General features: G+C 75.0%; 11 protein-coding genes. 1 reads left to right on the top strand and 10 read right to left on the bottom strand.

Annotated features, from left to right (window positions below):
• Positions 1 to 16 precede the first annotated feature (16 nt).
• The 4 genes from SOY78_RS06235 to SOY78_RS06220 form a co-directional block, all read right to left on the bottom strand.
• A complete protein-coding gene (locus tag SOY78_RS06235) occupies positions 17 to 490 on the bottom strand; it encodes an SLBB domain-containing protein (RefSeq protein ID WP_324701293.1) in 474 nt (157 codons plus the stop codon).
• A 226-nt stretch (positions 491 to 716) separates the two neighbouring features.
• Positions 717 to 1691 (bottom strand): DegV family protein, encoded by a 975-nt coding sequence (locus SOY78_RS06230; RefSeq protein ID WP_324701292.1) that lies wholly within the window; start codon positions 1689 to 1691, stop codon positions 717 to 719.
• 32 nt (positions 1692 to 1723) lie between these two features.
• Positions 1724 to 4231: a leucine--tRNA ligase gene (gene leuS, locus SOY78_RS06225; protein ID WP_324701291.1), complete on the bottom strand. Its 2508-nt coding sequence runs from the start codon at positions 4229 to 4231 to the stop codon at positions 1724 to 1726.
• Between the two features lie 157 nt (positions 4232 to 4388).
• Complete coding sequence (locus SOY78_RS06220) at positions 4389 to 5714, bottom strand: membrane protein (protein ID WP_036336588.1); 1326 nt, start codon at positions 5712 to 5714, stop codon at positions 4389 to 4391.
• A gap of 272 nt (positions 5715 to 5986) precedes the next feature.
• Here SOY78_RS06220 and SOY78_RS06215 point away from each other — a divergent pair, with 272 nt between their 5' ends.
• A complete protein-coding gene (locus tag SOY78_RS06215) occupies positions 5987 to 7042 on the top strand; it encodes an alpha/beta fold hydrolase (protein ID WP_036336590.1) in 1056 nt (351 codons plus the stop codon).
• Between the two features lie 66 nt (positions 7043 to 7108).
• Here SOY78_RS06215 and SOY78_RS06210 read toward each other — a convergent pair whose 3' ends face one another.
• The 6 genes from SOY78_RS06210 to mihF form a co-directional block, all read right to left on the bottom strand.
• A complete protein-coding gene (locus SOY78_RS06210; protein ID WP_044659809.1) occupies positions 7109 to 9160 on the bottom strand; it encodes a primosomal protein N' in 2052 nt (683 codons plus the stop codon).
• 124 nt (positions 9161 to 9284) lie between these two features.
• A complete protein-coding gene (gene metK, locus SOY78_RS06205) occupies positions 9285 to 10547 on the bottom strand; it encodes a methionine adenosyltransferase (RefSeq protein WP_010078605.1) in 1263 nt (420 codons plus the stop codon).
• Positions 10548 to 10562: 15 nt separating this feature from the next.
• A complete protein-coding gene (coaBC, locus tag SOY78_RS06200) occupies positions 10563 to 11849 on the bottom strand; it encodes a bifunctional phosphopantothenoylcysteine decarboxylase/phosphopantothenate--cysteine ligase CoaBC (RefSeq protein WP_061867306.1) in 1287 nt (428 codons plus the stop codon).
• A gap of 7 nt (positions 11850 to 11856) precedes the next feature.
• Positions 11857 to 12297 carry a DNA-directed RNA polymerase subunit omega gene (rpoZ, locus tag SOY78_RS06195; RefSeq protein ID WP_010078603.1) on the bottom strand — a complete coding sequence of 147 codons (441 nt, stop codon included), beginning with the start codon at positions 12295 to 12297 and terminating at the stop codon, positions 11857 to 11859.
• Between the two features lie 66 nt (positions 12298 to 12363).
• Positions 12364 to 13014: a guanylate kinase gene (gmk, locus tag SOY78_RS06190; RefSeq protein WP_010078602.1), complete on the bottom strand. Its 651-nt coding sequence runs from the start codon at positions 13012 to 13014 to the stop codon at positions 12364 to 12366.
• A gap of 71 nt (positions 13015 to 13085) precedes the next feature.
• The gene (mihF, locus tag SOY78_RS06185) at positions 13086 to 13400 is read right to left on the bottom strand and encodes an integration host factor, actinobacterial type (RefSeq protein ID WP_010078601.1); all 315 of its coding nucleotides are present in this window, start codon (positions 13398 to 13400) and stop codon (positions 13086 to 13088) included.
• Between the last annotated feature and the right edge of the window lie 111 nt (positions 13401 to 13511).

The raw sequence follows: 13511 nt of genomic DNA, 5'->3' as shown, positions 1-13511 counted from the left end.
GACGACTGAGGATCCCTCAGCGGATCAGTTCCGGTTCAAACCAAATCGACGGGAGTCGAGCGCAGTCTTGAAGTGGCTCTCGGCCGCGTCGATCTCGCGAGTCGGCGTCGCCGGGTCGAACACGCGTCGCACCGCCGGCGGCCCGCACGGCGTCGGCCACGCGCGCGCCGGGGGCCAGGCTGACCACCCCGGGCCGCTCCACCTCCCCCACCACGTGCACCCGCAGCAGCGTGGCCACCGGCCCGGACCCGCCCGACGGCTCCGCGGCGGGTCCGGCACCGTCGGAGGGGGGCGCGGCATCGGCCGCGTCCGGCCCGTCCTCGGTCTCCGGTTCCACCCGGGCCTCGACGGCCGAGGCGGCGGGCGCCGGGGACGGCGGTGCGGGGCTGGTCAGCCAGGCGACCGCCCACCAGGCCGCGGCCGCCACGAGCAGCACGGTGACGGCCAGGAGGGCGGGGCGCCAGCGCAGGACGCGCCCGCGCGGGGGCACGCGCTCCCACGCGGAGGGCCCGCGCGCGGCGGGGCCGGCGGAACGGGACCAGGACGGACGCGGGGCGTCCTCGGCGGGGTCGTCGGAGAGGGCGGCGTCCGGGGCGAGGCGGTGGGGTGGCTCATGCCGGGAGTCTGCGCCGGACCCCCGGCCGCACCGCGGCCGGCGGCCGTGTCTGGGGACGGCCGACCCGTCGCGGGCGCCTGTGCAGGAGCCGTCGCCGGCGTCAGTCCCCGGAGCCCCCCGTGGGCGACTCCAACGGGCACATCACCACGCCGAGCGCCCCGAGCCCGAGGTGCGCGGCGAGCACGGCGGGCAGCTCCACCACGGGGACCGGCGTGGTGGACACGGGCGTGAGCCGCTCCGCGAGGGCGGCGGCGGTCTCGGGGTCGCCGTACTCGTGCACGGCGATCCGCACCGGGACGTCCCCGGCGCGCTCGGTGGCCAGCTCGACGAGGCGGTCCACGGCGCGGGCCGCGGACCGGGGCCGGTCCACGAGGCCGATGGCGCCGTCGTCGACAGCCAGGACGGGGCGCACGTGCAGCAGCGTGCCGATCAGCGAGGCGAGCCCGCTGATCCGGCCGCCGCGGCGCAGCTGCTCCAGGCTCGGCACCGTGAACAGCACGTGGCTGGAGTCCACGGTGGCCTCGAGCCGCTCGCGGATCCGGGCCACGGTCATGCCCACCCCGGCGTCCACGGCCGCGTCCACCACGGCCATGCCGAGCGCGAAGCCCACGGTCCGCGAGTCCACCACGGTCACGGGCCGCTCGGCGTCCACGGCGGCGAGCCGTGCAGCCTCCGCGGTGCCGGAGAGCTCCCCGGAGAGGTGCACGGAGAGGATCCGGGCGTACCCCTCCCGCGCCAGCTGCGCGTAGACGCTGCGGAACGCGCCGGGCGAGGGTCGCGAGGTGCGCACCGCGGTGCCCGCCGCGAGGGCCAGCGGCAGCTCGAGGGCGAGGTCGTCCGTGCCCTCAGCGTGGATCTGGTCCCCCACCATCACGGGCAGCGGCACCTGCCGGATGCCGGCGGCCAGGGAGTGGCCGAGCGCGGCGGCCGGCAGGGCGGCCGCGGAGTCCGTGACCACGGCCGTCCGGTCCCGGCGCGGCGGCTTCAGCCCGTACCGGGCGCGGCCGACCAGCTGGGACCGACGGGAGCGCAGGCGCACGAGGGCGTCGTCGCGCCACTGCTCGATGGTCGCCACGGCCGGCCTCCTCTCCGCGCGCTCGCGCGCGGTCAGCGGATCACGAGGTTCACGAGCTTGGGCTCGCGCACGATCACCTTGACGATCTCGGCGTCGCCGATGAAGGTGCGGACCTTCTGCGACGCGCGGGCACGGGCCTCGAGGTCCTCGGCGGTGATGTCCGCGGGCACCTCGAGGGTGTCGCGGACCTTGCCCTTGACCTGGACGACCGCCGTGACGGTGTCCTCGACCAGCAGCGCCTCGTCCACCGCGGGCCAGCCGGCGCGGACCACGGAGGGCTCGTGGCCGAGCAGCACCCACATGTCCTCGGCCGTGTACGGCGCCACGAGCGAGAGCAGCACGGCCACGGCCTCGGCGGCCTCGCGGACGGCGGGGTCGGCCGCGCCGGCGCCGGCGTCGATCTCCTTGCGGGCCGCGTTGACCAGCTCCATCGTCTTGGCGACGACCACGTTGAACTTGCCGTCGTCCAGCAGCTGCTGGGCCTCGTGCACGGTCCGGTGGGTCACCCGGCGCAGGGTCACGGCCCCGCCCGCCGGGTCCGTGCCGGCCGGGGCGCCCGTCGCGCGGACGTCGCGGGCCAGGCGCCACGCGCGGGCCAGGAACTTGCCGGCGGCGCCCGGGGCGACGTCGGCCCAGTCCACGTCGTCCTCGGGCGGCGAGGCGAACACCATGGTCAGGCGCACGGCGTCGACGCCGAACTCGTCCAGCTGGTCGCCCAGGTCCACGCCGTTGCCCAGCGACTTGGACATGGCCTTGCCGCCGTTGAGCACCTGGCCCTGGTTGAGCAGGGCGCGGAACGGCTCGGTGAAGGGCACCAGGCCGAGGTCGTGCAGGGCCTTGGTGAAGAAGCGGGCGTACAGCAGGTGCAGGATCGCGTGCTCCACGCCGCCCACGTACTGGTCCACGGGCAGCCAGCGGCGCAGGGCGTCGGGGTCGAAAACGCGGGCGTCGTCGTTCGGGGACGCGTAGCGGAGCATGTACCAGGACGAGTCCACGAACGTGTCCATGGTGTCGGTGTCCCGTCGCGCGGGGCCGCCGCACTGCGGGCAGTCCACCTCGACCCACGACGTCGCCGCGGCCAGGGGCGACTGGCCCTTGGGGGCGAGCTGCTCGCCCTTGAGGTCGGTCGGCAGGGTGACCGGCAGCTGGTCCTCCGGCACGAGCACCTCGCCGCAGTCCGGGCAGTGGACCACGGGGATCGGGGTGCCCCAGAAGCGCTGACGGGAGAGCAGCCAGTCGCGCAGGCGGTACGTGGTGGTGCCCCGGCCGGTGCCGCGCTCCTGCACGATCTCGATGGCCCGCGCGATGGCGGCGGTCTTGTCCAGGCCGTCGAGCTCCCCGGAGTTCACCAGGATGCCCTCGCCGGTTGTCGCGACGCCGGAGACCGCCGGGTCCTCCTCGCCGGTGTCCAGCACGGTGCGCACGGGCAGGCCCATGGCGCGGGCGAAGTCGAGGTCGCGCTGGTCGTGGGCCGGCACGGCCATGATGGCGCCCGTGCCGTAGTCGGCCAGCACGTAGTCCGAGGCCCAGATCGGCAGACGCTCACCGGTCAGCGGGTTCACCGCGTGGCGGCCCAGGAACACGCCGCTCTTGGGACGGTCCGTGGCCTGGCGGTCGATGTCCGAGACCTTCTTCAGGTCCTCGCGGTACGCCTCGAGTTCGGCCCGCACGTCGTCGCCGGCGAGCTCGGCGGCCAGCGGGGCGTCGGCGGCGACCACCATGAAGGTCGCGCCGTGCAGCGTGTCCGGCCGGGTGGTGAAGACCGTGACGACGGGGCCGTCCTCGACCTGGAAGTCGACGTGGGCGCCCTCGGAGCGGCCGATCCAGTTGCGCTGCATGGCGAGCACGCGCTCGGGCCAGTGGACGGTGAGCTGGTCCATGTCGTCCAGCAGCGCGTCCGCGTACTCGGTGATGCGGAAGTACCACTGGTTCAGGGTGCGCTTGGTGACCTCGGTGCCGCAGCGCTCGCAGCGGCCGTCCACGACCTGCTCGTTGGCGAGCACCGTCTGGTCCTGGGGGCACCAGTTGACCGGGGAGTCCTTCCGGTACGCCAGGCCCCTGCGGTACAGCTGCTGGAACAGCCACTGGGTCCACCGGTAGTACTCGGGGTCCGAGGTGTGCAGCTCACGGGACCAGTCCACGGCGATGCCGTACCGCTGGAAGGAGCGCTTCTGCGTCTCGATGTTCGCGTAGGTCCACTCGGCCGGGTGGGCGTCGCGCTTGATGGCGGCGTTCTCGGCCGGCAGGCCGAAGGAGTCCCAGCCGATGGGATGCAGCACGTCGAAGCCGCGCTGCATCCAGTGGCGCGCGACGACGTCGCCCATCGCGAACGCCTCGGCGTGCCCCATGTGCAGGTCGCCCGACGGGTACGGGAACATGTCGACCACGGTGCGGGTCTCGGAGCCGTCCTCGCGCGGGGCGAACGTCCCGGCCTGCTCCCAGTACCCGGCCCAGCGGGCCTCCACGTCACGGAACGAGTACTCCGCGTCGGCGGGGATGCTGGGGGTGGCCGGCACGGCGCTGTCGGGGGTCTGGCTCACGGCGGTTCGAGTCCTCACGCAGTCGGGATGGGGCGCCGGCCCTCGGGCGGCGCGGACGGGGCCGGCGGCACGGCCGGCCACCCCATCCTACGGCGACGGCGCCCCGGCCCGGCCGCAGGGCCGCTCCGAGACGCCGTGCCCGGCCGGGCACGCGGTTTCAGGCGGAGTGGCTGCCGCCTGCCGGACGCTCGGGCCCGGCGTCGGGACCGGGGCGCGCCCCTCCGGAGGTGAGCGCGTCGTCCTCCTCGAGCACCTGGGCGACCTCGTCCTCGAGGGCCTCCGTCACCGCGTCCGGGGCCGCCACGGAGTCCCCGACCGCCTCCTGCAGCTGCACTGCGTGCTGGGCCGTGAAGGTCTTCTCCGGATGCTCACGCAGGCGGAGCAGCGCGAGCAGGCGCAGACGCAGCCCCGACTCGGCGGAGATCTGCCGGCGGTGGGTGAGCCACCAGACGAGGAGCACGAGCGCGAGCACGATCCCCAGGTGGCCCAGCGCCGGGTAGACGACGTTCATCAGGTCGCCGAAGCCGACGAAGCTCACCGCGAAGGCCAGCAGCGTGACGCCGGCGAACACGGGCCGGTAGCGGCCCGGGCGGTCGGCCGTGAGGCGGCGTCCCAGCGCGTAGAACATGCCGATCGCGGTGTTGAAGATCATCAGGTAGATCACCACGACCATCGCCCAGCCCAGCCAGGGCGCGATCGAGGCGAACAGCCGCAGCATGGGGACGTCGGCGCGGCCGATCTCGGCGTAGCCGAGGTAGAGCAGCGTGGAGGCCATCAGGAGCAGGGCGGTGTACATCAGGCCACCGGTGAGGCCGCCGAGGAACGCCTCCCGGGGGTGAGTGATGGACCCGCCGATCACGAGGCACATGGACACGGCCATCACGACGACGAGGCCGAAGTAGTTGACCGAGGACAGCCACCACGGGTCCACCGGCGTGGTGGCCTGGACGGCGAGGGACTCGTGGGCGGTGAAGCCGCCGTCGCGGGTGACCAGGACGTGGACGAACCCGGCCACGACCGCGACGACCACCAGGGGCGTGATCAGGGAGATGATCGCGGAGACCTTCTCCACGTCCAGCATGCCCGTCACGAGCACGAGCAGGGTCATCAGGGTGGAGCCCGCCCACGTCGGCCAGCCGAACTGCTGGGCGAGCGTCGAGCCCGCCCCGGCGAGCATGACGACGCCGATCGCGAAGAGCGTCACCGTCACCACGACGTCCAGGATCCGGGCCATCACGGGGTGCGAGACGCTGCGGAAGACGACCTTGTGGTCGGCCGCGAGGAACACGCTGCCCAGCTGGAGGATGACGGCGCCGCCGGCGGTGACGAGCAGGCCGGCCAGTCCCGCGCCCACGACGCCGATCCAGCCGAAGCCCACGAAGTACTGGATGACTTCGGCGCCGGTGGCGAAGCCGGCGCCGACGAGCAGGCCGACGAAGGCGAGGGCGATCTTCAGGGATCTGAGCGCGACGGGGTGCTGCACGCATGGGCCTTTCGTGGGGGACGGGGTGCGCCCGTGCGGGCCCCGGGACCGAGGACGGGCCGGAGTACGGTAGGCACGCGCGCGCCATCGTGGCCAGGACCAGGCGTCGCCGGGTTCCGGGCAGCGTGGCCTCAGGCCCACCCCAAGGCCGCCCTCCCGCTGGCACGCCGCGGTCGCGATCAGGCCGAGCATCTCGGCGGACCCCGTCCCCGCGTCCAGCGGAGACGAGGCGCCACGGCGTCGGCGGTCGAAGGCCTGGCTAGGGTGGGGACGTGCCTGTCCCGACGCCGTCCGCCGCCCCGGGCCCGCCCGTCCGCCTGCGCGATCTGCTGCGCCCGCCCGCGGCGCCCGCCGATCCCCGCGTGCTCACGGGCCACCCGGCCCGGACGCCCCGCCGGCACACCCTGGCCGTCCCGGACCCCGTCAGCGGGATCCGGTCGTCCGTGGCCGTGTGGGAGTACACCCCCGTTCCGGTGGCCGCGCCGGGATCGCCCGGCGCACCCGAGGGGGACGCGGCCGCTGCCCCGCTCGTGTTCGTGCACGGCTTCCGCGGGGACCACCACGGCCTCGCCCTGCTGGCCGACGCGCTCCCGGAGCATCCGATCCACTCGATCGAGCTGCCCGGCTTCGGGGCTTCGGAGCCCTTCCCCCACGCCGAGCACACCGTGGCCCATCACGCGGACGCGGTGGCCACCGTCGTCGCCGCCCTGGGTCTGCGGGCGACCCCCGTGCTGGTCGCGCACTCCTACGGGACGACGGTGGCGGCCGAGCTGGTCGCGCGGGACCCGTCCCGGTGGGGACGGCTGGTCCTGCTCAACCCCATCGCCGAACCCGCGCTGGAGGCGTCGGCGTCCGTGTCGAGTCGGGTGCTGGCGGCCGTCGCCGAGGGGTACTACGAGGTCGCCGCCCGCCTGCCCGAGCGCCCGGCGCGGCTGCTGCTGGGCGCGCCGCCGGTCGTGTGGGTGACCACGCTCGCCATGACCCGCACCAGGGACAGGGATGTCCTCGCGTACACCCATGACCAGCACCGGCGCCACTTCTCGGACTTCGCCTCCGCACGCATGCTCTCCGAGGCGTACCGCGCCTCGAGCACGGGCTCCGTGGCCGACGTCGCCGCCCGCCTCAGCCTGCCGGTGCTGCTGGTCGCGGGGCGGGAGGATCCGCTGGGCTCGGTGCCGGCACAGGAGGCGCTCGCCGCGGCGATCGACGACGCGGGCGGCACGGCGGAGCTGCACGTCCTCGACGGCGTCGGGCATCTGCTGCACTACGAGCGGCCGGCCGCCTGTGCGGCGTTGATCCGCGACTGGCTCCGCCGCGCCGGCCGCTGACGCCGTCATCGCCCCGGCGTCGCCGCGCTCCGGCCCCTCGGGCTGCGGGTCGGTCCGGCCGCCCCCTCAGAGCACCCCGGCCGGGTCGAGCCGCACCCGCACCGGGGCGGTCTCCCGCCGAGCGCTCGCTGCGGACCGGGCGGCGCGCAGGGCGCCGACGGTGGCCTCGGCCGCCGCGTAGGGGAAGATCAGCAGGGCGCGGGAGCGGGTCTCGTCGGCGGGGTCCGGCACCGGCCCAATCCAGGGCAGCCGCGCCGGGCCGCCATCGAGCGGGGCCGAGTGCGGATCCTCGTGGACGTCCTCGTCCGGCCGTTCCCGGCGGGCGGCCTCCACGAGCTCGAGGTACTCCGCGACGGCGGCGGCCTCCCCCGTGACCTCTGCGAGGCGGCCGGCGGGAGGCAGGTGCAGCTCGCGCCGCTCGGCGACCTGGCGCGCGGCGAAGCCGTCGGGGTCCCGTCGGACGAGCGCGTTCACCGCCTCCCCCGCGTCCGCGGTGACCACCACGACGCCCCCGTCGGAGGCGGGGCGGACCAGGCAGGCGGCCGCGAGCCAGCGGGCGAGCACGCGGCCCGGCACGTCGAGGCCCTCGCGCTGGAGCTGGCTGTCCCCGTCGAGCAGCAGGGCGGCCGCGTAGCCGTCGGGCGTCGCCGGCTCGGCCCCCACGGTCGCCACCACCAGGGAGGGCCCGGGCGGCACCGAGCCGAGCATGTGCTGCGCCGAGGAGGCGTGCACGGGCACGCGCGGGAACGCCCGGCCCAGCTCCTCGGCCGTGCGGTCCACGCCGCGGGCGCCGGCCCGCAGCGTCGTGCCGCCGCACTCGGTGCACCGGAAGCCGCGCTCCCGGGTGCCGCACCACCGGCAGGCCACCTCCCCGTGCCGGGCGGCCCGCGCGTCGCGGAAGCCCAGCGGCCCCGCGCAGACGCGGCAGCGGGCGGGCGTGCGGCACCGTTCGCACACGAGGGCGGGGATGAAGCCGGCCCGGGCCACCTGCACGAGCACCGGGCCCGGCCGTGGCCCGAGCAGCGCGGCGCGGGCGGCGGCCCAGGCGGCCTGCGGCAGCCGCGCCCGCTGCGCGAACGGGTCGCGCGCCGTCTCCCAGGCGTCGGCGGTGGAGACAACCCGTGGCCCGAGCTCGCGCTGGGTCGCGCGGGAGGGGCCCAGGTGCAGCAGCCAGCCCGACTCGACGAGCCGTTGCACCGGGACGGACCGGGAGGGCCCGGCGAAGAGCAGCGCCGCGCCGGTCGCGCGGGCCCGCTCCAACACGACCTCTCGGGCGTGGAAGTAGGGCGCGCGGGGTTCTGCCCACGCGTCGTCGCCGTCGTCCCAGAGCACCACCAGCCTCAGGTCGCGCACGGGCGACCACACGGCGGCCCGGGTGCCGGCCACGATGCGCCGGGTGCCGCGCAGCGCGGCCAGGTGGGCGCGGTACCGGGGCGTGTTGCCGTCCTCGGAGCCGATCCGCGCGTAGGCGTCCTCCCCCACGTGCTCGTCGAGGGCGGCGCAGAGCCGGTCGAGGTCGCGGTGGTCGGGCACCAGCAGCAGGACGCCGCCGTCCGAGGCGGCCACCGTGCGCGCCAGAGCGGCCAGCGCGCCCGCCTCGTCCCATTCGAACAGGCGCGAGGGCACGACGGCGGCCGCCCGCGCGGCGTCCCCGGCCAGCACGGCGGACACGAACGCGGTGCCCCCCTCGAGGGACTCCCACACCGTGGGCACGAGGCCCTCCTCCGCCGCGGGAGGCTCCGGGCGCTCGGCGTCCGTGCCGGTCAGCGTCACAGGGTGGTCCGCGGCGGTTTCCGCGTCCTCCGCCAGGGCGGCCTTCTCGACCTGCGCAACGCGCGGGGGCACCGCGGCCCGCAGCACGTCCGTGACGACGCCGGCCTGGCGGCGGGCCACCGCGCGAGCCGTCGCCAGGACCTCCTCCGTCAGCGGCGGGATGGCGGTGAGCACGCCGGTGAGCTCGGTGAGCTGGGCGCCGGTGGCCGGCTCCTGCTCCCGCGAGACGAGCCAGCCCGTCATGGCCCGTCCGCCGAAGCGGACGGACACGCGGGAGCCGGGGACCGCCCGGTCGTCCAGGGCCACGGGCACGAGATAGTCGAACTCGCGGTCCAGGTGCGGCACGGGCGAGTCCAGCAGGACGCGGGCGATCGGCCGCTCCGGCCACCCCTCGGCCCGCTCCGGCAGTCGGGGCGCGTCCTCCGGCTCCGGGAGGGCGAACAGCGTGTCCGTGATGCCCGCCTCCGGATCAGAGGCCGGCGGCAGCGCGCAGCTGCTCGACGCGGTCCGTGCGCTCCCACGTGAAGTCGGCGTCGTCCCGGCCGAAGTGGCCGTTCGCGGCGGTCCGTCGGTAGATGGGCCGCAGGAGGTTCAGCTCCTTCACGATGGCGGCCGGACGCAGGTCGAACACCGCGTTCACGGCCTCGATGATCTTCTCCTCCGGCACCGTGGCCGTCCCGAAGGTGTCCACGTACAGGCCCACGGGCCGGGCCGAGCCGATCGCGTAGGCCACCTGGAACTCGGCGCGCGAGGCGAGGCCGGCGGCCACCACGTTCTTCGCGACCCAGCGGAGCATGTAGGCGGCGGAGCGGTCCACCTTGGACGGGTCCTTGCCGGAGAAGGCGCCGCCGCCGTGCCGGGCCATGCCACCGTAGGTGTCCACGATGATCTTGCGACCGGTGAGGCCGGCGTCGCCCACGGGGCCGCCGATGACGAACTTGCCGCCCGGGTTGATGATGATCCGCATGCCGGAGGTGTCGAGGCCGGAGCGCTCGATGACGGGCCGGATCACGTGCTCCTCCACGTCCGCCCGCAGCTGCTCCTGCGTGACCCACTCGTGATGCTGCGTGGAGACCACCACGGCCTCGACCGTGGTGGGCACGTGGCCGGGCGCGTAGCCGATGGTGACCTGCGTCTTGCCGTCCGGCAGCAGGTACGGCATGGGCGTGTTCTCCGCCCGGCGCACCGCGGTGAGCCGCTCGGAGAGCCGGTGCGCGAGGTAGATGGGCATGGGCATGTACGCCGGGGTCTCGTCCGTGGCGTAGCCGAACATGATGCCCTGGTCCCCCGCGCCCTGCTCGTCCACCTCGTCCGCCGAGCCGTACTCGCGGGCCTCGAGGGACCGGGAGACGCCGGCGAAGATGTCCGAGGACTGCTGGCCGATGGAGATGTTCACGCCGCACTGGGCGCCGTCGAAGCCGTTGGCCGAGGAGTCGTAGCCGATGTCCAGGATGGTCTCGCGCACGATCTTGGGGATCTCCACGTACGCCGAGGTGTTCACCTCGCCGGCCACCTGCACCAGGCCGGTGGTGGTCAGGGTCTCCACGGCCACCTTCGCCGACGGGTCGGCGGCGAGGATCGCGTCCAGGATGGCGTCGGAGATCTGGTCGCAGATCTTGTCGGGGTGGCCCGCCGTGACGGACTCGGAGGTGAAGAGACGGAGCTCTCCGCCGCCCACCCCCGAATACGGGTCGGCGTGGCGGGCGGGGCTCAGCGAGGCGGCATCGGTCATGCCGCACAGTCTAGGTCAGCGGCCCGACGCGCCGGCGGGGTCGCGACCGGCGAGGTCATCCACGATCGCCTGCACGACGGCGGCCGCCGCCTGGTCCTTGGAGCCCACGGTCTCCACGGCGGGGCGGCCGTCGGCGAACAGGATGGTCACGGCGGTCTCGTCCCGGCCGAACACCTTGTCCGTGCCGACCTCGTTGACCACGAGCATCTCGCAGCCCTTGCGCGCCAGTTTGGCCCGGCCGTACTCGAGCACGGAGGACGTCGCGTCGCCGGTCTCCGCGGCGAAGCCGACGATGAGCGGGGCCATGGGCCCGCCCTCGGAGCGGGTCCGCACGGCCGTGGCGAGCACGTCCGGGGTGCGCTCGAGCACGATGACGGGCGCGCCGCCGTCGTCGCCCTTCTTCATCTTGGCGTCGGAGACCTCGGCCGGTCGGAAGTCCGCAACGGCCGCCGCCATCACGAGGACGTCGGCGTCGGCGGCCTCCGCCAGCACGGCCTCGAGCAGGTCCTGCGTGGACTCCACGGGCACGACGCGCTCGACGCCCTCGGGCGTCGGGACGGACATGGACCCGGCGACGAACCGCACGGTGGCGCCGGCCTCGAGGGCGGCGCGCGCCAGGGCGGCCCCCTGCTTGCCGGAGGAGCGGTTCCCCAGGTAGCGGACCGGGTCCAGCGCCTCGCGGGTGCCCCCGGCCGTGATCACCACGGTGCGACCGGCCAGCGGGCCGGGTGTCGGCTCGGCGTCGGACCCGGAGGCCCGGGGACGGCGCGGGGCGCCCGCGGCCGCGGCGGCCTGCACACGCTCCCAGATCTCGGCGGGCTCGGGCAGCCGCCCGGCGCCGGAGTCGGCCCCGGTGAGCCGGCCCACGGCGGGGTCCACGACCGTGACGCCGCGCTCGCGCAGGAGGGCGACGTTGGCGACCGTGGCGGGGTGGTGCCACATCTCGGTGTGCATGGCGGGGGCCAGGACGACGGGGCACGTGGCGGTGAGCAGCACGTTGCCCAGCAGGTCGGGCGCCATCCCCGCGGCGGTGCGCGCGAGCAGATCGGCGGTGGCCGGCGCGACCACCACGAGGTCCGCACGCCGGCCGAGCCGGACGTGGTTCACCTCGTCGACCGCCTCGAACGTGTCCGTGCGGACCGGGCGACCGGAGAGGGCCTCCCACGTCGCCGCGCCCACGAACTCGAGGGCGTTGGCGGTGGGCACCACGGTCACGCCGTGGCCGGCCTCGGTCATCAGGCGCAGCAGCAGCGCCGCCTTGTAGGCCGCGATGCCGCCGCCGACCCCGAGGACGATCTCCATGACGGGCTCAGGCCTCCGGGGCGTCCTCGGAGGTGCCCTCCTCGGCGCGCACCGTCTCGGCGGCCTCCTCGATGGCGGCGGGATCGCCCATCGGCTGGTGGGCGTCGGCCGACTCGAGGGTGGCGAACGGGTCGTCCTCGCCCGGCAGGGAGAAGTCGCCGAAGTCCTCGGCGGCCAGGTCGGCCTCCGGGGTGGCCTCGACGGCCTCGCGGGACACGAGCAGGTCGGCCTCGATCTCGCGCAGGGCGATGGACAGCGGCTTCTCGTTCAGCTGGGTGTCCACGAGCGGGCCGACGTACTCGAACAGCCCCTCGTGCAGCTGCGAGTAGTAGGCGTTGATCTGCCGGGCCCGCTTGGCGGCGAAGAGCACCAGGGCGTACTTCGAGTCGACCCGCTCCAGCAGGGAGTCGATGGGCGGGTTGACGATGCCTTCGTACTGTTCGGTCACGGGGTCTCCAAAGTCTTCATCTCACTGTCACGTCGGCGCCGGGTGCGGCGTCGGTGCGGCCGGTCCTCAGGCCTCGGTCGGACGGCGCTCGGGGTCCAGCCCCATGAGTCTCACCAGTTCCTCGGCGGCCCGCTCCACGCGGTCGTTCACGACGACGGCGTCGAACTCGGGTTCCGCGGCGAGTTCCAGTCTAGCCGTTTCGAGCCGGCGGCGCTGTTCCTCCGGGCTCTCGGTGCCGCGGCCGAGCAGCCGGGACACGAGTTCCTCCCAGCTCGGCGGCGCCAGGAACACGAAGGTGGCCTCCGGCAGCGCACGGCGGACCTGGCGCGCTCCCTGCAGGTCGATCTCCAGCAGGACGTGGCGGCCCTGCGCCACGGCCTCCATCACGCGGTCGCGCCGCGTGCCGTAGCGGTGGACGCCGTGCACGACGGCCCATTCCAGCATCTCGTCCGCCTCGACGAGGGAGTCGAACTCCTCCGGCGTCGTGAAGTAGTAGTGCACCCCGTCCTCCTCGCCCGGGCGCGCCGGGCGGGTGGTGGCGGAGACGGACAGCCAGGCCTCGGGGTAGTGCTCGCGGACATAGGCCGACACGGTGCCCTTGCCGACGGCGGTGGGGCCGGCCAGGACGGTGACGCCCGGGCCCGGGGGGCGTTCCTGGACGGCGGTGCGGGCCACCGGGACGGCGGGGGCGGGTCCGGGGTCGAACGTGTCGGTCACGCATCCTCCTGGTGGGACGGGCCTCGCAGACCCGTCACCCGGGCCGGCGCCGACCCGCCGGGATGTGGGGGTCACCGGCCAATATAGGCGATCAGCGCCTCGCGCTGACGACGGCCCAGGCCGCCCAGCCGACGCCGCGGCGAGATGCCGCACCCCGCCATCGCCTCCCGGGCCCGGACCTCGCCCACGCCCGGCAGGGCCAGCAGCAGGTCCACGGTCCGCAGACGGGCGACGGCGTCGTCGGCGTCCGCGCGCGCGAAAATGTCGGCCAGGCCGACCTCACCGGCGGCGAAGGCCGCCTTGAGCTCCGCCCGCGCCTGGCGGGCCTGGAGGGCCTTCCTCCGGGCCTCCGCCCTCTCCTGCACACTGAGCTGCCGCAACGCCATGGGTCTGACCTCGATGCCTCTCGTTCCCCACCGGCCCCGTCGTGACCCTTCCATGGTCAAGGACGACGAGCACAGCCGATCGAAAGGGAAGATACCATCCCGTCCACACGG

This window comes from Micrococcus sp. HOU01 (assembly GCF_035609305.1).
Classification (GTDB): domain Bacteria; phylum Actinomycetota; class Actinomycetes; order Actinomycetales; family Micrococcaceae; genus Micrococcus; species Micrococcus luteus.
This window is presented reverse-complemented; position numbering and strand designations above follow the sequence as displayed.